Genomic DNA, 21,408 nt, shown 5'->3' with positions numbered 1-21,408 from the left:
ACGTTCGCCGCGCTAGTGTCGCCGCGCAGAGGGGACAGCGCTCATGGAAACGATCGGCCGTGACCTGCGGGAAATGCAGCGGGTTCCGCTACAGCCTGCGCATATTGCCGCGATCCGGGCCGCAGGGACGCGTAAGCACTATCCCAAGGGAATGATGCTCGCCGAGATCGGCGCGCCGGCCGACCGCTTCGTGTATGTCGAAGAGGGGGAGATCGAGGTCGTCAACCCGTTCACGGGCGATCGGCTGGTGCCTTCAACGCTGGGCCCCACCCAGTTCATGAGCGAAATCTCGCTGCTGTCAGGCGGCACATGGTCGCTCCCGATGCGCGCAGCGAGCGACACGACCGTCGTCGAAGTTCCGCGATCCGCGATGCTGCGCCTGATGGCGGCGATACCGGAAATGTCGGACATCGTCATCACGGTCCTGGCGGCACGCCGTCGGCGGCAGCTGGATGCCGGCGACGGCATGCTGGTGCTGGTTGGCGAAGAGGAGGACAGGGCCGTCAGAAGAGTGGCCGAGTTCGCTGCACGCAATCGCCTGCCCTACCGCTCCTACCCGCTCGGCAGCGCCGAGGCCGCGCATGTCGCCAGCAGTTGCGGAACCACGCCGCGCGAACCCGTCGTGGTGTTCGGCCGCGACGTGGTGGTGAGCGATCCGACGCCGGAAAAGGTGGCACGGCTGCTCGGACTCGATCAGGACGTTCCCGAAGACGAGGCCTTCGACGTGCTCATCGTCGGGGCCGGCCCCGCCGGCGTGTCAGCGGGCGTCTATGCGGGAGCCGAAGGGTTGCGCGCGCTGGTAGTCGACGAGACCGCGATCGGCGGCCAGGCCGGCACGTCCAGCCGGATCGAGAATTATATGGGCTTTCCCACCGGCATTTCCGGCGCCGATCTTGTGTGGCGCGGCGAGGTGCAGGCGATGAAGTTCGGCACACGCTTCGTCATGCCCCGCCGCATCGAGTCGCTGGACCAGCTCGACAATGGCGCCTTCTGTGCAACCTTCGCCAATGGTCGGCGCGTTCTCGCCGCCTCTGTCGTGGTTGCCACCGGGGTCCAGTACAGACGCCTGCCGATCGCCCGCCTCGCCGAGTTCGAGGGCACGGGCATCTATTATGCAGCGACCGAGAATGAAGCTCGCTTCTGCCGCGATACGGAGGTGTTGGTCATCGGCGGCGGCAATTCGGCCGGGCAGGCGGCGATGTTCCTCAGCCGTACGGCGCGGCACGTTCGCCTGCTGGTGCGCGGCGATACCCTGGCCTCGTCCATGTCCAGCTATCTGTCGAGCAGGCTCGAGGCGGACCCCGCGATCACCATCGAATACGGCACCCATGCCGTCGAACTTCACGGCGGGGACAATCTGGAGGCGGTGACGATCCGCAACGGAGACGGCGACCGCATTGTGGCCTGTACGGGAAAGCTATCGGCGGCGGGTAGTCCGTAACCGGCAATCAGGCTGTCGCCGATTGCGAGAATCAAAGGTCGGTCGAGTGTCATGCGCCGCTGTGAGATAGTTCGCGTTCGACGCAATGTAAGGCGTCCGGTCACCAACGCGCCGCCCCTTTGACGCTGGTGCTCTTTCGTCTGCGATGACACAAACGGCGGAAACGCATCCCGGCGACCATCGCACCATCAGAATTTCAGACGACCTTTTGCCAACATCGTCGGCCTGGATGGGGTGATGGCCTAACACCGGAACGCGGTCGTCGGCGCGGATGACGTGGTGTCGTACCTGCAACGTGGCACGGCGAACGATGAACGTGGCCGAACTGCCCCGCCAAACGGCCGTCCCCAGCGAAGCAGCTATTGCATCATCAGCCGCCCTCGGTGCCCGTCTCACATCTGCCGTTATGACCGGTTCGACGAGCCGGACGTATCTGGCTGGGTCAAGTCGAGCACTTCCAACCTTGCAGCGCCCCCTCGCCTTGCAATCAGGCTCCCCACTGGAACTTGGTACGTACCGCGTAAGGTGAACCGCTCGACACGGTACACACCCCGATCAGTGCTGCTGGTCGAAAAGCCGGTGTAGCGTCGTTCGGCAACCTGCTTGAGGAGGTACCCTGCCCATCCCGTCGAACGCGAGCCGCGCAAGATTTCGGGTTCGTCCGTCTTGCCGTCGGGTCGGATCCAGAAGCCGATGTCGACCCATTTGATCGGATCGACATCGGACGATCTCGCGGGAAGCGGATTGCGCAAGTCGAACTTGCGCGCTTCGTCTTGCGCAGCCGCCAGCGCCGTAGGTCGATAAGGCGGCGCCCAGACCAGCTCAGGGCGGGTCGAGCCGTCGCGGCCGATCGCACGCACCAGCTGGTCAATCTGCGCGTTGTCCTTTTGCCCCGCCGCCAAGCGCAACCGGACAACTTGCAGCAGGTTGCGCAACTTTGGATCCGCCGCGATCGGCCGGGCTTCTGCTTCGGCCATAAGCCTGGCCGCACCGGCCGTGTCGCCTCGTGCGTTGGCCAGTCTGACGCGGCGCAACGTCGCCTGCAGGGCGAGCACCGCGTTTCCGTCCGCGAACGCCTGACGCTCCACCGCCTTATACGAAATCTCGGCACTACGCCCCTTGCGCATCGCGAGCCACATATCGCCGGTCGCAAATGCCGCGGCAACGACGGCCGGGTCATTGGCCGGCAGATTGTCGCGCAGTGTGCGAACCTGCTCACCGACCGCGCTCTTGAACGCATCCAGATCACCGTCGTGCAAAGAGACGGTCGCATACGCTTCATACAGTGCGGACACCGGTTTCGGGTCGGTCGCAGCGTGACGCTTGTTACGAGATATGGCGCTCATAAGCGTGTGACGCGCCTTGAGGTACGCACCATCCCGGAATTGCTGCTCGGCAAAGGCGATCGACGCCTGTGCATCTCGCAACGGCGGACAGCCCTGCTCGACGCAGGCTGCATACGCTTCCGAAAGCTGCCTGCCAGAAATTACGATATCAGGGGTGGCGGCCTGCAGCGACAATGCGAAGAATAAAGCAATCATCACCCGGCCTCCACTTCGATTCGCACCTTGCACCGCTGCAAGCCCGACCTCGCATCAGCGACTGTATTGCGAAACTTTTATCTTTGCAGCAGCGAATGACTGATCAGGAGAGGATTGCCGACTCTCTCGATAGATGAGCGGTAAACCGGGTGGCCATTTTTAGAGCGTGGAGTGTTAAATGCGCCACCGCATCCGCCTCTCTATGACTTCAGCGACGCCGCCCTGACGAGGGGCATTCGCCCAACCACGTATTGGGCAGGACGTTGATCGTGGCACGCGGTGGTATTCTGCGGGCGGCTCTCTGGCGTCTTCCTAAGGGGACATTACGGCCTTGTTGGGCTCTAGCATTGCGAGGATCTGGTTCTTGCAGATGTTGAGATCGAAGACGACCGTTTGCCGGCTGTGATCGTCGCCTGCGGCGGCAGTTGTCAGTTGAAGCCCCGTATATTCGCAAGGCCCCGTCCAATAAGTCGATTTTGAATGGGTCGTGTGGTCCCCAACGGAATTGTTGGCCCTCTGGTTGAAGTTGAGGATCTCGTAGCGCCCGGGGTCATGGCGCAATTTCGTCACGACCCGCGGGTCGTACGGAAACTCGTTCACGTGCCGTCGTGATCGACTTGGATCTCGCAGGCTTATGATCTTTCGGTCCGAACAATTGACCAGGAGCAAGACCCCCATCTCGTTCTTTTGCTTCGGCGCTGGCAGGGCCAGAAGACCAATGGCGTCGTCGGCAATCGAGGGTGCGCGCAGTTCACATATCGATTCCCGCACGCTCCTGACGACGTTGCCGGATTCGAGCGGGTTGGAAGCGACGGCCACCGCCTCGGAAAACATAAGAGCAACGGCAAACATCTTTGTCTCCGTTATTGAGCTGCCGGTTGATATTAGCACTAGTACTTATCGGCAGCCAAGTCGGTTCAGCAGAGATAGTGAATGTTGGGCGGCTAGCAAATCTTGCCGGTTTCCACTGAGCCGGTTTACCGGAGCAGAAGCCCGCTGTTGGACAGCCCGCTCCTTGGCGCTGACATCCGCCGGGTCAGTCCGCTTATACGAAATACTCTCTCGATAGACCTTTTCGGAAGTTACCGCTGGCAACGAACGATCAGACGTCATCGGGCTGAGCGAATGTCCGCGCTCTCGGCCGTATGAATTGCCACGGGGGTGTCCGACTGGGTATGGCTGAGATCCGCAGCGCCCTCGCCCTTATCGAAAACGGTCGGCAGTCTCTAAAACCGGCATGTCGGAAGTTCGTGCTGTTGCCGTCAAATATATCCGCTATGCTGGATTTATGGATAAGGATTCGGCTATCGTTGCGTTTGCTGCGCTCGCTCAGGGCACCAGGCTCGACGTATTCCGGCTGCTGGTGCGCCACGAACCGGAGGGCATGGCGGCGGGCGAAATCGCCCGCCGGCTCGACGTGCCGCAGAACACCATGTCCGCGCATCTCGGCATCCTAGCGCGCGCCGGCATCGTCCGCGCCGAGCGACAGAGCCGGTCGATTATCTACCGCGCCGATCTAGACGGCCTGCGCGCACTCACGCTCTTCCTGGTCAACGACTGCTGCGCTGGCTCGCCCGAGCTGTGCGTGCCGCTTCTGGCCGAACTCACCCCCTGCTGCTGAAAGGACGCGTCATGGCCGTCGACATCGTGATCTACCACAACCCCGCCTGCGGCACGTCGCGCAACACGCTGGCGATGATCCGCAATGCCGGCATCGAGCCGCACGTCATCGAATATCTCAAAACCCCGCCCTCGCGCGCTTTGCTGGTCCAGCTGATTGACCGCGCCGGTATGACGCCTCGCGAACTGCTGCGCGAGAAGGGGACGCCCTATGCGGAGTTGGGGCTTGGTGATGAGGCGCTGACGGACGACGCGCTGGTGGACGCGATGATGGCGCATCCGATCCTCATCAACCGGCCACTGGTCGTTGCGCCGCTGGGCGTGAAGCTGTGCCGACCGTCCGAAGCGGTCCTCGATCTGCTTCCCGAGCCGCAACTGGGGGCCTTTGCCAAGGAAGACGGCGAAGCGGTGGTGGACGCCTCGGGTCAGCGCATCGCTTGATGCTGCTCGCGCTCGCCATCTTCGTCGCCACGATCACGCTCGTCATCTGGCAGCCCAAGGGGCTCGGCATCGGGTGGAGCGCGCTGGGTGGTGCGGTCGTGGCGCTGCTCGTCGGGGTGGTCTCGCTTTCCGACGTCCCGGTGGTGTGGGGTATCGTCTGGAACGCGACTGCGACGTTCGTCGCCATCATCATCGTCAGCCTGCTGTTGGACGAGGCCGGCTTCTTCGAATGGGCGGCGCTGCACGTCGCTCGCTGGGCGGGAGGACATGGCCATAGGCTATTCGTCCTGATTGTCCTTCTCGGCGCGGCCGTGTCGGCGCTGTTCGCGAACGACGGCGCGGCGCTGATCCTGACCCCGATCGTCATCGCGATGCTGCGGGCGCTCGGCTACCGCGACAGGGCGACGCTGGCGTTCGTCATGGCGGCCGGCTTCGTGGCCGACACGGCCAGCCTGCCGCTGATCGTCTCCAACCTGGTCAACATCGTGTCGGCCGACTTCTTCCGCATCGGCTTCGCCGACTATGCGTCGGTGATGGTGCCGGTCGACCTCGCGTCGATCAGTGCGACGCTGATCGTGCTGCTGCTGTACTTCCGCCGTGACGTGCCAGCCGACTACGACGTGGCGCAGCTCCGCGCGCCGGCCGACGCCGTCCGCGATCGGGCGACATTCCGGGCCGGTTGGGTCGTCCTTGCGGCCCTTCTGGCAGGCTTTTTCCTTCTCGAACCTGTCGGCATCCCGGTCAGTGCAGTCGCCGCTGCCGGCGCGGTGCTGCTGCTCGTCGTCGCCGGGCGCGGCCGCGTCATCGAGACGCGCAAGGTGCTGCGCGGCGCGCCGTGGCAGGTCGTGATCTTCTCGCTCGGCATGTACCTTGTCGTCTACGGCCTGCGGAACGCCGGCCTGACCGATCACCTCGCCGGTCTGATCGACCGCACCGCCCAGGGCGGTGTGTGGGGCGCGGCGTTCGGCACCGGCATCATCGCCGCGCTGCTGTCGTCGGTTATGAACAACATGCCGACCGTGCTCGTCGGCGCGCTGTCGATCGACGCGACCCACGCCACGGGCGCGATCAAGGACGCCATGATCTATGCCAACGTGATCGGGTGCGACCTTGGCCCCAAGATCACGCCGATCGGCTCGCTCGCGACGTTGCTGTGGCTGCACGTGCTCGAGCAGAAAGGCATCCGCATCGGCTGGGGATACTATTTCAGGATTGGAGCGACCTTAACGATCCCGGTGCTCCTGGTAACGCTCGCCGCGCTCGCCCTGCGGCTCGGTGCCGCCTGATGCCGTTGAATCGAACCAAAGACAGGACATACCCCTGATGCCCCTGCGCACGCTTTCCGACCCCGACCATCTGCCCGCACTCGATGGACGGTACACGCTTGACCGGCCCGCCATCGGACTGGGTGCGGGAGACCCGCCCCCGCGCATCCTGCTGCTCTACGGCTCACTGCGCGAGCGGTCATATTCCCGGCTTTGTGTCGAGGAGGCCGCGCGCCTGCTCCGGTTCTTCGGAGCCGAGACGCGCATATTTGATCCCTCGACCCTGCCGCTGCCCGATCAGGTGGCTGGCGACGATCATCCGGCGGTCCATGAATTGCGCGAGCTGTCGCTGTGGTCCGAGGGGCATGTGTGGTGCAGCCCCGAGCGGCACGGTCAGATCACCGGCATCATGAAGCTGCAGGTGGATCACCTGCCGCTGTCGATGGGCGGGATGCGACCGACGCAGGGCCGGACGCTCGCCGTCATGCAGGTGTCGGCCGGATCGCAGTCGTTCAACAGCGTGAACACGCTGCGCCTCCTCGGCCGCTGGATGCGGATGGTGACGATTCCGAACCAGTCGAGCGTCGCCAAGGCGTTCGAGGAGTTTGACGACGCCGGCCGGATGAAGCCGTCCAGCTACTATGATCGCATCGTCGACGTGATGGAGGAGATGGTCCGCTTCACGGTCCTGCTCCGCCCTCACGCGGCCCAGCTCGTCGACCGGTATTCGGAGCGGAAGGATCGCGGCGTCCCGATCGATCCGACAACCGATCTGTCGAGCATTGCTACGGTGTCGCATCCATCACGGTGAACGAATGCCAAGTTTGGGCAGGCACGCTCCAGCCCTACGGCTTCGACCAGACCCATTTCTGGACCTGATTTCACCATCTATCTATGGGGCGAGTTGGTCTTCGTGTTCGCACTATGCGCTGGCATAATGACGACGACAGCCCTGAAGCTTTCGCTTCGGCGCTGTCGTAGGGTTTGGTTGCGGGGACAGTATTTGACCGCTGCAGAGCTTGATTTCGTCTGACTGGATCAGCAGTCATCAACAGGCAAGATGCTAATATTAATCATCAGGGCTAGCCTCCTTCAGGTCCAGAATGCCAAGACGGTGGAAAGAGCCACGATTGATAATAATCTTGCAGCGGATCTATTGTATTAGGTGGCGACGTAGTTAGGGTTCTTGAAACGATATAAGTCGATCTCATTGATTTTTCGACCGAGCCAGTCGACATCAATGCTTAGCGAGCTTGGCTGATTGTTGCCGACAACCGACAGCGTCTGAATTCGCCGACTTTTAAATGGCGCTCCCGAGATGAAGGCTCAGACACCGTCTTAGTTCTTTCATGGTAGGGCCAAGCCGGTCGAGCTTCCACACTACGAGAATGTCGCCGGTTCGAGCATAGGAAAGCGCGTCGACGGGAGGCTTACGGAGCGGTTTATTGCAATAGCAGACAGAGCGGGGCGCGGTCTTTTTCCAAAGACGATGGTATTTCTGGAAAGTTAAGCCTGTAAGCCGATGTCGCCTTCAGGGCTCTTCTCCCGCGTGTTCCCGATCAAACATCTCTCGTGATGCGCGAAAGCTGTCGACGTTTTCGACGATCCACGTCCACAGGGGAACCATCATGACCAGTAGCTTCAATCCGGTTTCGGATAGAGCATATTCTACATGAGGAACCACCTCCTCGAAGTCGTGACGCACCACCAATCCATCGCGCTCCAGATGGCGCAGCGTGCGCGTCAGCATCCGCTGCGTAATACCGTGCATCCGTCGGCCGATTTCCACGTGGCGAAGCTGGCCGTACACGCCGAGCGTATGGATGACACCAAGCGACCAGCGGTTACCGGCATGGGCCAACACCTCACGGCGCACCCCGTCGTCATCGTCCCGAAGGCCATCGCAAACCGTTTGCGAATATCGGAGGATGTCCTCCTCGCTTAGAGATTGAACGGCAGTATCACGCATGTACCCATCTTTCACGCTTGCCCGTGGCTTGCCAGATCACCGGCATCCACGGTGAAACGAGTTAGAACGATGAACGATACAGTCTCCAATGTGAACTCACGCAATATCCTCGTACTGGGTGCCGGCGAGCTTGGCATGCCCGTGCTCCGCAATATGGCGCGTCGCGCCAAGGGCATCGACGGTGCCAGGATCAGCGTCCTTCTCCGCGAGAGTGCCGTCGAGTCGGGCGATCCCTCCAAGCAGCGTGATATCGCCGAGATCCGCGAAGCGGGGATCGAGATCGTGCTCGGCGACCTGGTGAACGACACCATCGATGAGCTGGCATCGCTCTTCTCGGACTACGATACGGTGATCGGCTGCGCGGGTTACGCAGCGGGGATCAACACGCCGATGAAGCTCGCCAAGGTGGCGCTGCAATCCGGCATCCCGCGTTATTTCCCCTGGCAGTTCGGCGTCGACTTCGAGGCGATCGGCCGCGGCGGGCCGCAGGACATCTTCGATGCGCAGCTCGACGTGCGCGAGCTGCTGCGCTCGCAGGACAAGACCGAGTGGGTCATCATTTCCACGGGCATGTTCATGAGCTACCTGTTCGAGCCGGACTTTGGTGTCGTCGATCTGGAGAATAGCGAAGTTCACGCGCTCGGCAGCCTTGATACCGCTGTGACGCTGACGACGCCGGATGACATCGGTGTGCTGACTGCCGAGATCGTGTTCTTCGAGCCGACGATCCGCAACGACATCGTCTTCCTGGCCGGTGACACCGTTACATATGGCGAGGTCGCCGACAAATTGGAGGTGGCACTGGGCCGGGCCTTCAAGCGGTCGGTTTGGACCGTGCCTTTCCTGATGGAAGAGCTAGCGAACGATCCGAAAAACATGATGCGCAAATACCGCGCCGCCTTCGCGATCGGTCGCGGTGTGTCCTGGCCGAAGGCAGGCACGTTCAATGATCGGCAGGGTCTTCCGGTCACCGACGTTGCGGCCCTGATCGATGCCGATCTGCGAGGCCCGCAAAAAGAAAAATGATGTAGGCGGGGTGACTGTAGAGACCTTCCCAAAGACAAACTTAGAGTGGGACAGCCGCCCCGGCGATCACGCAGACAGCTTAGGGCAGCTTACGTCCCAAGATCCGTTCCCGATTGGCCTTTCCCAAGATGGCCAATCGGAGACGGAGAAACGGGAAATTTCGCGCTGAACGAATAACGTTATTTGGCGCCCGGATCGCCAGCCTAAAAGTCCGGAAGTGGGCGAAACTGTTGGGCATTGCAGGGCTGCCCAGACCAACATTCCGTGATCCCGATGCGGCTTTTGCCGTTCCAGCTTCCGACATCCGTTCATGTTCGCCGCTGACTTGAGCTTTCGATCATGCCAGCGGTACGGAGCAGCTTGAGCGGGCCAGCGACCTATAAACGGTGCAGTGATCTCCCTTGACCTGCTCCTCAGAATTCATCCGATTGGTAAGTTATCTCGTCAGATGGAGGGGGAGTGATGCGGCATGGCCGATCTTCCGAGAATCAGATCCTAGGCGTCCTGCGCGAGCGTAAGGCTGAAGCAAAGACCAAGCCCGGGGGGCGACGATATCAGCCAATCGGCTTGTAACTAAGCCAATCAAGGCGAATTACGATTGCAGGTAAGAGCATTACCGCCGACGGACTGATTTACAGGTAGTTGGAGGGAAAAGCGCTGACATTGGATCTCCGACCGAGCGCGTTGATCAAGGCGAATGCGGACAGCCTGCGCCAGACGGTCCGCGTGATCGTTGCGACTGCAGCAGCGTTTGCGGCGTACAAGACGCTCGGCCTGCACGAAGGCTATTGGGCGGTGTTCACCGTGCTGATCGTGATGCAGGCATCGATCGGGGGGACGCTCGGCGCAGCGACCGATCGGTTGCTGGGGACCTTGCTGGGCGCAGTGCTGGGCGGGATCGGCGCGGCACTCGGGCGAACCGATACGCTCGAACTCGGGCTGGTGCTCGTCACCGTTACCGGCATCGCCGCGCTCGTCGCGTCGGTCCGGCCGCGGTTGCGGATCGCGCCGGTCACCGCGGCAATCATGCTGCTCAGCGCGCCGCCGGGCTCTTCGGTGGAGATCTTCGTCCGGGATCGCATCATCGAGATCGGCCTGGGCGGCATGATCGGTGTGCTGGCGGCGATGCTGATCCTGCCGGCACGCTCGCACGGCGTGGTGATCGCGCGAACGCTTGCCGTGCTGAGCCATATCGAACGGATGCTGCGGGCGCAGGCCGACGCGTTGACCACCGGGCTGGCGCTGCCATCATCCCCCGAACACGCCGCGCTGCGTCATGCGCTCGCCGCGGTGGAGCTGGCGATGAAGGATGCCGACCGCGAACGCGCCTCGCGTCTCGCCGATCACGGTATCCCCGCCGCCGTACCGCGCACGCTCTGGCGGATCCGCAACGATTTGGTGCTGAGCGGTCGCGCACTCGACGAGCCGCTGCCCCCGGCGGCGATGGCAGCGCTCGCCAAGCCATCGGCGGCGATGCTGACCGCGCATGCCGCGCTGGCGACCCGGTGTTCGGAGGCGCTGCGCACGCGGGGTAAGGTCGATCGGGGCGACGTCGAAGCCTGTTATCGGATGTTCGGTACCGCGCTCGATCTGTTCCGACGGAGCGAAGCCGCGGCGACGCTGGATTTCGATGCATCGGGCCGCGTATTCGGGCTCGCGTTCGCCGCGGGTCGGCTTCACCGCGACCTGCTCGACCTTGCCGGTCGCGTCGACGAAATCGCCCCGACCAAGGTGCTTGCTGCCGAACAAAGCTGACCGCGCGGCTTTGCCCCTGGCACCGCGCGCGGTACGGGCGGCAATGACCGAAACCTTATCGACGCCCGACCTCGCCGCCGAACTGGTCGCGCTGCTCGACCTCGAACCGCTCGATACCGACCTGTTCCGCGGACCCCAGCGACCCGGCGCAACCGCGCGCGTCTTCGGCGGGCAGGTCGTGGCGCAGGCGCTGATGGCGGCGCAGCGTTCGGTCGATGCACCCGCCGTGGCGCACAGCATGCACGCCTATTTCCTGCGCGCCGGCACGGAGACGCAACCGATCATCTTCCGGGTAGAGCGTGATTTCGACGGCAAGTCGTTCGCGAACCGCCGCGTCACCGCCAGCCAGAACGGCGCGACGATCCTGACGCTGGCCGCATCGTTCCAACGGCCGGAAGCTGGCCTGGAGCATGCGACCGCGATGCCCGACCTTCCCCCGCCAGAAGAACTGCGCTCACTCGACATCCTCGCTGGCGACTATGCGGGTATCTCCGCGCAAGCCGTCGCGTTCCTCGGCCAGCCGTCCGCCTTCGATATCCGGCCCTGCGGCGTTCCCGCGTTCCTCCAGACCAAGCCCGGCACGCCCGTATCCCATGTCTGGATCCGGTTTCGGGGAAGCGTGCCAACCGATCCCGTCGTGCGCCGCGGCGTGCTCGCCTATCTGTCCGATTATGCGCTGCTCAGCGCGTCGCTGATCCCGCACGGCGTCAACATGTTCGAGCACAGCATGCAGACCGCGAGCCTCGATCACGCAATGTGGTTCCACGACGACGTGCCACTGGACGATTGGCTGCTCTATACCAGCGAAAGCGCGTGGTCGGGACATGGCCGCGGCATCGCGCGCGGTGTCTTCCATAGCGGCGACGGGCGAGCGATCGCGCATGTCACGCAGGAGGGATTGATCCGGATGCGGCCCGATCTCGCGCCACGTACGACGATCCCGCATATGCCCTGATCGGTACACCCCGGATCGGGTCGCCGCGTAAAACCATGTTGACAGCGTATTTGTACGGACATTAGGATCATATTACGCCAGTGAAGCTGGTTCCAGGATGTCGCGCCGCGCAAGACGGACGATCCCAATCGATGAGGATGTCTGTATGCGTCATTCGTACGCCGTATCGCTGTGCGCGTTGCTAGCCGTGCTGCCATCGGCAGCGCAGGCGCAGACGGCGTCGCCGCTCGATACCGATCCGTCGTACCAGACGATGCTGGCGCTGATCGACGAGATGGTCGAGAACAAGCTGGTCAGCCGCGAGCGCGCCGATACGCTGATCGCCAATGCCAAGGCGAAAGCCGGCCGTGCGCTTGCCGCGAATGCCCCACCTCCGGCCGCTGCGCCATCAACGGCCCCGCAACTGGCAGCGCCTGTGCCAGCACCCCCGTCAGCGGCCCCGACCCGCGTGCAGGTCGCCAACCAGACGGCCGATCCCGGCGCGAAGATCGCTCCCGTGCCGGTCGGTAACCCGCAGGTCGTCAACGCCGGCGGGGTCGCGCTGCCCGCCGATCTCGCGGTCGACTGGAGCCGGGGGGCCCCCGTGTTCAGCAGCCGCGACGGAAAGTTCACGTTCAAGATGCGCGGGCGGTTGTTGGCCGATATCTCTTCGACCGGGGGGTCGGATTTCGACCGTCGCAACATCACCGTCTCGACGCTGCGCCAGTTTCGCGTCGGCGCGATTGGCACGATCGGCGATCACCTCTTCTATCAGTTCGAAACCGATTTCCGGCGCAACGCGACCGAGGTCGTGCAGGCGTTCGTCGGTTACCGCCAGAAGTTCGGCAAGACCGACGCCGATGTCCGGTTCGGCAACCTCATCACCGATCGCGGCATCGACATCGGCACCGCGTCGACCGCCAACCCCTTCATCACCACCAACATCAACACCACCGCGCTCGCGACGCAGGGCGGCAAGGTCTTCCTGATGGGCGCGGTCGGCCGTGCGGGTGGCAAAAACTGGCATGCGAGCCTTGGCGTTCACGGCGATGCGATCGACAGCGATTTCACGCGTAGCGACAACCGCATGCTGCTGGGCCGCGCGCACTGGAACCCGATCCTCACCAAGCATGGCCTGATCCACATCGGCGGTTGGGCGTATAGCGAGAACATCCCCGATACGACGCTGCCGACCACGTTCGCGCAAGGCATGGCGGGCGCGCTCAACAACAGCGTCCGTGTCGAGTCCGCAGCGCTGGCTGGCGCGGACGGATCAAAGGCGTTCGGCCTCGAGCTCGGCGGCACGCTCGGGCCATTCTACGCGTTCGGCGAATATGGTCAGCGGACCGTGCATGGCGGCCCGACCTCGACCTTCCGCAGCGGCAAGATCAAGGCCTTGTCGGTCAATGGCGGCTTCTGGATCACCGGCGAGACGCCGACCTATGCTTCGCGCAGCGGCACCTATGTCGCGCCGAACGTGCTGAACTCGGTGCTCGATGGCGGATGGGGGGCGCTGGAGGCGGTGATACGCTACGAGGATCTCGACAGTTCGAGCCTCCCGCTCGGCGGCACCGGTACGGCAGGTACGGTCGGCCTGAACTGGTCGCTGACCAATAATTTCCGGTTCATGGCGGACTATACCCATTTCCGTACCGACAACCGGACCGGCAGTTTCATCGGGCGCGATAGCGGCGACACGTTCGCGGCACGGGCCGAAGTGGCGTTCTGACCGTCGACGTCGGCTTCACCTTGCCAGCGTACCATAAGTTCGATAATGTCCGTACAAAGCGATAAGGAGGATGTATGAGCCTTTCGGCTATCAAAGTTGGCGAGCAACGCTACCGCGCGAGCTATGGCCGGTATCTCGAGGATTTCGTCGTGGGCGACATTTACGAGCATCGCCCCGGGCGGACGATAACCGACGCGGACAATATCCAGTTCTCGTTGATGACGATGAATTCGCACCCGATGCATTGCGACGCGCAATATGCCGCCAAGAGCGAGTTCGGGCGGCTGCTGGTGAATAGCGGGCTGACCCTGGCGATCGTGCTCGGCATGACCGTCAACGACGTGAGCGGCAAGTCCCCCGCCAATCTCGGCTGGACCGAGATCAAGCTGACGCACCCGGTGTTCGGCGGCGACACGCTGACCGCGGAAACCGAAGTACTCGAAATCCGCGAGTCCAAGTCGCGCCCGACGCAGGGGATCGTCACCACCCGCACTCGGGCGTTCAATCAGGACGCCAAGCAGATCATGGAGTTCACGCGCAACTCGCTGGTCTACAAGCGCGGCGCATCTCCCGACGACAAATAGCCCGACTGATCGACTAACCGGTCGCCGTTGGTGACCGGACGCCCCCAGCGCGGCCTGCGAGAGCTTCGACAAAAGAAGACCCGGCCCGTCGTCATTACGAAGAGAGGTAGCCCCATGGCCGATACCATCGCCGTCAACGCCGGAGCCAGGCTGGACCGTCTGCCTATCTCCCGATTCCACTGGCGCATTCTGGGGCTGATCAGCGCGGGCGCGTTCCTAGACGCGTTCGACGTGTATCTCGCGGGGGGTGTCATCGCCGCGCTGAAGGCCGAAGGATTCTCGACGCTGGCGCAGGCCGCGGTGTTCATGTCGATGACCTTCCTCGGCATGATGATCGGCGCAGGCATGGCCGGCTATGTCGGCGATCGCTTCGGACGTCGCGCCTCTTACCAGTTCAACCTCGCGCTGTTCGGGCTAGCCTCGATCGCGGCGATCTTCTCGCCCAACATGACGTTCCTGATCGTCTGCCGCTTCATCATGGGCATCGGCCTCGGCGCCGAGCTGGTGGTCGCGGCGGGCACGCTCGGCGAGTTCATCCCGCCAGCCTATCGCGGTCGCTGGGTTTCGATCATGGGCATGGTCGTCAATTCGGGCCTGCTGGTCGCGACCTCGGTCGGCTATATCGTCATCCCGACGCTCGGCTGGCGCTACATGTTCGCGATCGGCGGCATCCTTGCGCTGATCGTCTGGGTGATGCGCAAGAAGATGCCGGAATCGCCGCGGTGGCTGGAATCGGTCGGCCGCAACGAGGAGGCAGAGGCGACGCTTCGCGAGATCGAAGCCGACGTCGTCAAGCACAAGGGCCCCCTCGCCGCCGTCCCCGAAGTCCGCATCGTACCAAAGGTCCACGCACCGCTCAGCGCGCTCTTCGGCTCCAGACTGCGCCGCCGCCTGATCGCCGCGACGCTCGCCGCGATCGCGGTCAACGTCTCGGTCTATGGGTTCGTCGCGTGGTTGCCGACCTTCCTGGTGAGCCACGGCACGGGAATCGTCACCTCGCTCTGGTACACGACGCTGATGTCGTTCGGCAGCGTGTTCGGTGCGATCGTCGCGATCGGTATCGCCGACCGCATCTCGCGTCGCGCCTCGCTGATCGCGGCGGCCGTCGCGATCATGATCTTCGGCTTCCTGTATCCCAATGCGCACGGTGACCTGATGGTGCCGCTAACGGGCTTCCTGCTCGTGTCGAGCATCTACACGCTCGTGACGCTGGCGCTGTTCGCCTACATCCCCGAGCTGTTCCCGACCGCCTATCGGCTGCGTGGCACCGGTTTCGCGGGCATGTGCGGACGGGCCGCGTCGATGGTCACGCCCTATGCCACCGTCGCGCTGTTTGAGCGCTTCGGGCTGGAGGGCGTGCTCGGCATGGTCGGCGTGGTGCTCGCCTGCATGATCGCCGCCGTCGGTCTTTTGAACATCGAGACCACCGGTCAGTCGCTCGACGACGTCGCCGACGATTCGCTGGTCCTTGGGGGAGCCGCCAAGTGACGCTCGCGCAAACCTTCGCCGATTTCGCGACCGGCCTGACGATCGATGCCATTCCCGAGCCGGTCAAGGAGCGCGCACGCCACCTGATCCTCGACTCGGTCGGCACGGGCCTAGCGGCAGTCGGCGCAGACTGGGCCGAGGCGACTTTCGCCGCCGCGGGCGACCTCGGCAGCGGAACAGCGCCGGTGCTCGGCTATGGCCGCACGCTGGCGATGCGGGACGCGGCGCTGATGAACGGGGTCGTTACGCACGGCCTCGACTATGACGACACGCATTCACGCGGGATCATCCATGCGACCGTCAGCGCCTTTCCGACCGCGCTGGTCGCGGCGGACAAAGCCGGCGCATCGGGCGCCGACCTGCTCGTCGCCTATATCGCCGCGATGGAGGTCTCGACCCGCGTCGCGGCGGTCGGCGCGGGCGGGTTTCACGGCTTCGGCTTTCACCCGACGGGATTGATCGGCGCGTTCGGATCGACGCTCGCGGCCGGCAGGTTGCTCGGACTCGATGCGCAGCAGATCGCGATGGCGCAGGGGATCATGTTGTCGATGGCCGGCGGGAGTCTGGAGTTCCTGGCCGACGGTGCATGGACCAAGCGCTTGCATCCCGGCTGGGCGGCGAGTTCGGCACTGACCGCGGCGACGCTTGCCAAGCGCGGCTTCGTCGGACCGCCGGCTGCCTATGAAGGGCGCTTCGGTCTTTATGCCCTGTATCTTCGCGACGCCGCCCCCGCCCTGCTCGCGCAGGCGACCGAAGCGCTTAGCGAGACCTGGGAGATCGAGGCGGTGTCGGTAAAGCCGCTACCCGCGTGCCACATGACGCATGCCGCGATTGATGCGGCGATCGCTATGCGTGCGGAATACGACCTGACCGCTGCCGATATCGCCAAGGTCATCGTGCTGGTGCCCGAGGCGGTCATTCCGATCGTCTGCGAGCCGGTGGCTCCCAAGCGGACGCCACACACCGGCTACGACGCGCAATTCTCGATCCCCTACACGGTCGCAACCGCGCTGCTGACGGGCAAGTTCACGCTCGATTCGCTCGATCCGGCAGCACTGAACGATCCGGCGGTGCTCGATCTAGCCGCCCGCGTCTCATACGCCGTCGACCCCGACAGCGATTATCCCAAGCACTTCACCGGCGAAGTCATGGTCGAAACCCGAGATGGCCGCATGCTGCGCCACCGCGAGGCGATCAACCGCGGCGCGTCCGACCGGCCGCTCAGCAACGCCGACATCGACGCCAAATATTTCGAGAACGCCGCTCGCACGGTCGACGCGGCCCGCGCCGCGCATATCCGCGCCGCCGTGCTCGACCTGCACCTGCACCCCGCTTCCGCGCTCGGCGACATCCTCGCCGGCGCCACTGCCCCTCAAGGAGTATCCGCATGACCCTGGCAAACGCGATCGCCGCCGATGGCGCGATGACCGACGAAGAGATCATGATCCTCGATTCGATCGACAAGTTCCTTGAAACCGATGTGAAGCCGTTCGTTCACCAGCTCGAACATGACGACGAATATCCGCAGAAGATCGTCGACACGATGAAGGAGATGGGCCTGTTCGGGCTCATGATCGCCCCCGAATTCGGCGGGTTCGGCGTCTCGACGCTGACCTATGCGCGGATCATCGAGAAGATCTCGACCGTATGGATGTCCGTCGCGGGCATCATCAACAGCCACATGATCATGGCGATGACGGTGCAGCGCTGCGGCACCGAGGCGCAGAAGGACCATTACCTGCCGAAGTTTGCGACCGGCGAACTGCGCGGCGGTATCGGCCTGACCGAGCCCGACGCGGGCACCGACCTGCAGGCGATCCGCACCACCGCGGTGCGCGACGGCGACGACTATGTCGTCAACGGCAGCAAGATGTGGATCACCAATTCGGGCTCGGGCAACACCATCCTGTTGCTGGTCAAGACCGACACGGCCGCCGAGCCACGCCACAAGGGCATGAGCCTGCTGATCGCCGAGAAGGGCGACGGCTTCATCGTGTCGAAGAAGCTGGAGAAGCTTGGCTACAAGGGGATCGACAGCAACGCGCTGACCTTCGACGGCTACCGTGTGCCAGTCGACCGCCTGATCGGAGGCGTCGAGGGCGTCGGCCTGAAGCAGGTGCTGGGCGGGCTCGAACTCGGCCGCATCAACGTCGCCGCGCGCGGCGTCGGCATCGCGCAGGCAGCACTCGACGAGGCGGTCGCCTATGCGCAGACGCGCAAGACGTTCGGCAAGCCGATCTGCGAGCATCAGGCGATCCAGCTGAAACTCGGCGAGATGACGACGCGCACCTACGCCGCGCGGCTACTCACCGAAGCCGCCGCCAAGGCGTATGACCGCGGCGAGCGCTGCGACATGGAAGCCGGCATGGCCAAGTATTTCGCGACCGAAGCCGGCCTGGAGAACGCGATCGAGGCGATGCGGATCTTCGGCGGCTACGGCTATTCGAAGGAATATAATGTCGAGCGGCTCTACCGCGATGCGCCGCTGCTGACGATCGGCGAAGGCACTAACGAACTGCAACGCATCATCATCGCCAAGCAGATCATCGCGCGGAACCCGGCATGAACCAGCCACTCGCGGGTCTCCGCATCGTCGCGGTCGAACAATATGGCGCCGGGCCGTTCGGTACGCAGCAGCTCGCCGATCTCGGCGCCGAGGTCATCAAGATCGAGAATCACAAGGACGGCGGGGATATCGGTCGGCATGTCGGCCCGTATTTCTTCGCGCCGGGCGACAGCCATTTCTACGAATCGCTCAACCGCAACAAGCGCAGCATCGGCCTCGACCTGAAGAGCGCGGACGGGCGCGCGGTGCTCGAGAAGCTCGTCGCGGAGTCGGACGTGGTCTTCAACAATCTGCGCGGCGACCTGCCGGCAAAGCTCGGGCTCGACTATGCCGCACTGTCGCGCTTCAACCCCGCGATCGCCTGCGTCCACCTCTCCGCCTATGGCCGCACCGGCAGCCGCGCGGCGTGGCCAGGCTATGACTATCTGATGCAGGCCGAGGCCGGCTATCTGTCGCTCACCGGCGAGCCAGGAACGCCGCCCGCACGCTTCGGGCTGTCGATCGTCGACTTCATGACCGGCACCACCGCTGCGCTCGCGATCCTGGCCGGCGTCGTCTCGGCGCGCGGCAGCGGGATCGGCCGCGATCTCGACGTCAGCCTGTTCGACGTCGCGCTCGGCAACCTCAATTATGTCGCCGAATGGTATCTCAACGGCGGCGTCACCGTCGAACGCACGTCACGCTCGAGCCATCCGTCGCTCACCCCCAGCCAGCTCTACACGACCAGCGACGGCTGGATTTTCGTGATGTGCAACAAGGAGAAGTTCTTCGAGGTCCTGTGCGGGCTGATCGAGCGTCCCGAATGGGCGACCGATCCGCGCTACGCGACCTTCGCCGCCCGGCTGGAGAACCGTCCGGCGTTCAACGCGGATCTCGATGCGGTGCTGTCGACCCGCACCACCGCGGACTGGATGCAGCTGTTCGAAGGACGCGTGCCGGCCGCGCCAGTGCTCGACGTTCAGCAGGCGCTCGACAATCCGTTTCTCGCGGAATCGAAGCGGATCATCGATTTCCAGCATCCCGAACACGGCCCCCTGCCCGGCATCGCTTCCTCGATCCGCGCGGGCGGCGTCGAACATCCGGACAAGGCTGCTCCCACACTCGGTGCGGATACCGGCGCCATCCTCGCGACCCTCGGCTACACCGATGACGACGTGGCAGCCTTGCGGACCCGCGGCGCGGTCCGGTGACACCCGCGCTTGCATCAAACGCCAAGGCATTGGACGGTGCACTATTGTCCGGATCACCCGACAAAGCGACCGATGGATATTTGATGCCCCAGCTTCGTCAGCAACCGCGTTACCTGCAACTCGCCCAGACGCTGATCAACGAGATCGAGGATGGGCGCTATCCAATCGGCACGCTGCTGCCGACCGAGTTCGAGCTGTGCGACCAGTTCGGCGCGAGCCGCTTCACCGTGCGCGAGGCGATCAAGCGGCTCGTGCAATCGGGCATGGTTTCGCGACAGGCCGGGGTCGGCACGCGCGTCCTCGGGCTGTCGCGCCCGGCGGCGTATCGTCAGGTGATGGAGGGGCTGTCCGATCTCCAGCAATACACCAACGAGACCAGCCTCACGATCATCGCGCGCGAGACGATCGCGCTGGACGGCCCGCTCTCTGAACAAGTCGGCGCGACATCAGGCCAGACCTGGCTGCATCTCATGGCGCTGCGCCGCGCCGCCGGGACCAGCCCGATCTCCTTTTCGGACATCTACCTCCACCCCGCATTCCGCAGCCTGAAGCTCGACGACGATGTCGGCGACGTGCCGATCTTCAGCCGGATCGAGGAACAGTTTGGCGAGCGCGTCGCCGAAGTCCGCCAGCATATCGAAGCGGTGGCGATCCCCGCGCCGATCGCCAAGTTGCTCGAAACCAAGACCGGCGCGCCGGGCCTGTGCCTGACGCGCCAGTATCTGAACGCACGCGGCGAGGTCGTCGAGATGGCGATCAATACACATCCCGCGGACCGATATTCCTATTCTCAGACCTTCCGCCGCGATCCCGTATCCGGCCTGTAGAGGATTTTTCATGACCAGTGCCGCCCGCAGTATCCTGTTCGTGCCTAGCGATCGTGCCGAGCGTTTCGAAAAGGCGCGCGCGAGCGGCGCGGACATCGTTGTGATCGATCTCGAAGACGCTGTCCTCCCCGACCGTAAAGTTGCCGCGCGCGATACGATATACGATGCGCTCACAGGCCTGTCGGCCCCGCGCTTCTTCATACGCGTCAACAGTCTCGATACCGAGTGGCATGCCGACGACGTACGTGCCCTCGCGGCATTGCCAGGCGTCGCTGGACTGATGCTGCCCAAGGCCGAGCGCGCGTCGGACTTCGCGGCGATGCACGAGGCAACAGCCGGCAAGCCGCTTCATGCACTGGTGGAAACCGTTTCGGCGGTCTTGAGTCTGGCGGACCTCGTCACCGCGCCCGGTCTCTCACGGTTGTCGTTCGGCACGGTGGACTTCCAGGCGGACGCCGGCATCGACGGCGACCAGGCGGAGATCGACTATGTCCGTACACAGCTCGTCCTTCACTCGCGAAGCGCCGGACTTGCAGCACCAGTTGATGGCGTTTCGACGGATCTCTCTAACGACGAGGCGCTGGCACGCGACACCGACCACGCACGTCGCTTCGGCTTCGGCGGAAAGCTTTGCGTCCATCCACGACAGGTGGGGATCGTCAACGCGGCATTCCTACCCTCCGCCTCTGACGTGGACTGGGCCACCCGCGTGGTCGCCGCTATCGACGGCGCGTTCGGAGCCGTTGCCGTCGACGGCAAACTGATCGACAAACCCGTCGTCGATCGCGCTCGTCGAGTTCTTGATACATATTCGGCATTTGATTCTTTCCGCCGGTGAGCAGACAGCGTGGATAGCCCGCCGGGTCGCAATATTTGCGGAGGATGACCCAGTTGCGGACGTTAAAGTTCAGTCGGTTGCGTCACGAAAGTGGACGCTCGTTTATCATTGATCGGAGCCGGTTTTGGCGGGGTAACGCAACGGAGGATGCTTGGAAGCGTCGCCAATTCGTCGCCAAGCCATGTGCATCTGAT

General features: G+C 63.7%; 19 protein-coding genes. 16 read left to right on the top strand and 3 right to left on the bottom strand.

Going from position 1 to position 21,408, the window contains the following annotated elements; genetic code table 11:
* Positions 1–43 precede the first annotated feature (43 nt).
* Positions 44–1,441 carry a cyclic nucleotide-binding domain-containing thioredoxin-disulfide reductase gene (locus J3A66_RS00585; RefSeq protein WP_209566531.1) on the top strand — a complete coding sequence of 466 codons (1,398 nt, stop codon included), beginning with the start codon at positions 44–46 and terminating at the stop codon, positions 1,439–1,441.
* A gap of 404 nt (positions 1,442–1,845) precedes the next feature.
* On the opposite strand, the gene J3A66_RS00580 is transcribed toward J3A66_RS00585, so the two are convergent.
* Both J3A66_RS00580 and J3A66_RS00575 read right to left on the bottom strand, forming a co-directional pair.
* Positions 1,846–2,982, bottom strand: a complete 1,137-nt coding sequence (locus tag J3A66_RS00580; protein ID WP_209566530.1) for a hypothetical protein — start codon at positions 2,980–2,982, stop codon at positions 1,846–1,848.
* A 312-nt stretch (positions 2,983–3,294) separates the two neighbouring features.
* Positions 3,295–3,834, bottom strand: a complete 540-nt coding sequence (locus J3A66_RS00575; RefSeq protein WP_209566529.1) for a hypothetical protein — start codon at positions 3,832–3,834, stop codon at positions 3,295–3,297.
* A gap of 436 nt (positions 3,835–4,270) precedes the next feature.
* Here J3A66_RS00575 and J3A66_RS00570 point away from each other — a divergent pair, with 436 nt between their 5' ends.
* Genes J3A66_RS00570 through arsH form a run of 4 tightly spaced genes read left to right on the top strand, consistent with a single transcriptional unit; the run spans position 4,271 to position 7,119 of the window.
* Positions 4,271–4,603 (top strand): metalloregulator ArsR/SmtB family transcription factor, encoded by a 333-nt coding sequence (locus J3A66_RS00570; protein ID WP_159512852.1) that lies wholly within the window; start codon positions 4,271–4,273, stop codon positions 4,601–4,603.
* A gap of 11 nt (positions 4,604–4,614) precedes the next feature.
* Positions 4,615–5,043: an arsenate reductase (glutaredoxin) gene (arsC, locus tag J3A66_RS00565; protein WP_209566528.1), complete on the top strand. Its 429-nt coding sequence runs from the start codon at positions 4,615–4,617 to the stop codon at positions 5,041–5,043.
* Positions 5,043–6,329, top strand: a complete 1,287-nt coding sequence (locus J3A66_RS00560; protein WP_209566527.1) for an arsenic transporter — start codon at positions 5,043–5,045, stop codon at positions 6,327–6,329. Before arsC ends, J3A66_RS00560 begins: the two co-directional genes overlap by 1 nt.
* Positions 6,330–6,366: 37 nt before the next feature.
* Complete coding sequence (gene arsH, locus J3A66_RS00555; protein WP_209566526.1) at positions 6,367–7,119, top strand: arsenical resistance protein ArsH; 753 nt, start codon at positions 6,367–6,369, stop codon at positions 7,117–7,119.
* A 720-nt stretch (positions 7,120–7,839) separates the two neighbouring features.
* Here arsH and J3A66_RS00550 read toward each other — a convergent pair.
* Entirely contained in the window at positions 7,840–8,277 is a 438-nt protein-coding gene (locus J3A66_RS00550) for a helix-turn-helix domain-containing protein (RefSeq protein ID WP_031395707.1), read from the bottom strand.
* A gap of 69 nt (positions 8,278–8,346) precedes the next feature.
* Here J3A66_RS00550 and J3A66_RS00545 point away from each other — a divergent pair, with 69 nt between their 5' ends.
* The 11 genes from J3A66_RS00545 to J3A66_RS00495 all read left to right on the top strand — a co-directional run bounded on the left by J3A66_RS00545 (position 8,347) and on the right by J3A66_RS00495 (position 21,214).
* Positions 8,347–9,303, top strand: coding sequence for an aromatic alcohol reductase (locus tag J3A66_RS00545; RefSeq protein ID WP_209566525.1), 957 nt, complete (start codon positions 8,347–8,349; stop codon positions 9,301–9,303).
* Between the two features lie 663 nt (positions 9,304–9,966).
* Entirely contained in the window at positions 9,967–11,058 is a 1,092-nt protein-coding gene (locus J3A66_RS00540) for an FUSC family protein (protein ID WP_209566524.1), read from the top strand.
* Positions 11,059–11,101: 43 nt separating this feature from the next.
* Positions 11,102–12,013, top strand: coding sequence for an acyl-CoA thioesterase II (locus J3A66_RS00535; protein WP_209566523.1), 912 nt, complete (start codon positions 11,102–11,104; stop codon positions 12,011–12,013).
* A gap of 145 nt (positions 12,014–12,158) precedes the next feature.
* On the top strand, positions 12,159–13,721 hold the full coding sequence (locus J3A66_RS00530) for a porin (RefSeq protein WP_209566522.1): 1,563 nt from the start codon (positions 12,159–12,161) through the stop codon (positions 13,719–13,721).
* Between the two features lie 74 nt (positions 13,722–13,795).
* Positions 13,796–14,305 carry a MaoC family dehydratase gene (locus tag J3A66_RS00525; protein ID WP_209566521.1) on the top strand — a complete coding sequence of 170 codons (510 nt, stop codon included), beginning with the start codon at positions 13,796–13,798 and terminating at the stop codon, positions 14,303–14,305.
* A 114-nt stretch (positions 14,306–14,419) separates the two neighbouring features.
* Positions 14,420–15,793: an MFS transporter gene (locus tag J3A66_RS00520; RefSeq protein ID WP_209566520.1), complete on the top strand. Its 1,374-nt coding sequence runs from the start codon at positions 14,420–14,422 to the stop codon at positions 15,791–15,793.
* On the top strand, positions 15,790–17,184 hold the full coding sequence (locus tag J3A66_RS00515; protein WP_209566519.1) for an MmgE/PrpD family protein: 1,395 nt from the start codon (positions 15,790–15,792) through the stop codon (positions 17,182–17,184). Before J3A66_RS00520 ends, J3A66_RS00515 begins: the two co-directional genes overlap by 4 nt.
* Positions 17,181–18,359 carry an acyl-CoA dehydrogenase family protein gene (locus tag J3A66_RS00510; protein WP_245336645.1) on the top strand — a complete coding sequence of 393 codons (1,179 nt, stop codon included), beginning with the start codon at positions 17,181–17,183 and terminating at the stop codon, positions 18,357–18,359. Before J3A66_RS00515 ends, J3A66_RS00510 begins: the two co-directional genes overlap by 4 nt.
* A complete protein-coding gene (locus J3A66_RS00505) occupies positions 18,356–19,549 on the top strand; it encodes a CoA transferase (protein ID WP_209566518.1) in 1,194 nt (397 codons plus the stop codon). The genes J3A66_RS00510 and J3A66_RS00505 overlap by 4 nt, the downstream gene beginning before the upstream one ends.
* Positions 19,550–19,632: 83 nt before the next feature.
* Positions 19,633–20,376, top strand: a complete 744-nt coding sequence (locus J3A66_RS00500) for a GntR family transcriptional regulator (RefSeq protein ID WP_209566517.1) — start codon at positions 19,633–19,635, stop codon at positions 20,374–20,376.
* Positions 20,377–20,386: 10 nt separating this feature from the next.
* Positions 20,387–21,214: a CoA ester lyase gene (locus tag J3A66_RS00495; RefSeq protein ID WP_209566516.1), complete on the top strand. Its 828-nt coding sequence runs from the start codon at positions 20,387–20,389 to the stop codon at positions 21,212–21,214.
* Positions 21,215–21,408: the final 194 nt, after the last annotated feature.

Origin of the sequence: Sphingomonas sp. PvP018, assembly GCF_017876865.1 — a bacterium.
GTDB classification, from domain to species: domain Bacteria; phylum Pseudomonadota; class Alphaproteobacteria; order Sphingomonadales; family Sphingomonadaceae; genus Sphingomonas; species Sphingomonas aerolata.
The sequence above is the reverse complement of the archived record's forward strand: the minus strand, read 5'-3'. Positions and strand labels throughout refer to the sequence as shown.